The sequence below is a fragment of the Micrococcus sp. GbtcB5 genome (assembly GCF_019091605.1).
GTDB classification, from domain to species: domain Bacteria; phylum Actinomycetota; class Actinomycetes; order Actinomycetales; family Micrococcaceae; genus Micrococcus; species Micrococcus luteus.
This window is the reverse complement of record NZ_JAGXJK010000669.1, coordinates 1-228: the sequence shown is the minus strand read 5'-3', so window position 1 is coordinate 228 and position 228 is coordinate 1. Positions and strand designations below refer to the sequence as shown.

Below are 228 nucleotides of genomic sequence, written 5' to 3'. Positions count from 1 at the left end.
GGGCGTACGAGGCGGGGCGCGAGGAGGCGGGGACGGGCGCGCTGGCCCAGGCCGCGCTGCACTCGGGCGGGAGCGCGTGGGCGATCTACGCGATCGTCGGGCTGTCGGTCGGCTACGTGTCCTACCGCCGGGGCCGGGTGCCGCTGGTGGGCTCGATCATCGCGCCGCTGCTCGGCGACGCCCAGCGCAGCGACTCGCTCGGCGCGCGCCCGATCGGCGGGCTCGCGC

Annotated in this window: 1 protein-coding gene; it reads left to right on the top strand. The window is 78.9% G+C overall.

Going from position 1 to position 228, the window contains the following annotated elements; translation table 11 throughout:
* Nucleotides 1-228: BCCT family transporter (locus KVS67_RS13905; RefSeq protein WP_217565630.1), on the top strand; the 228-nt coding region annotated here is incomplete at both ends.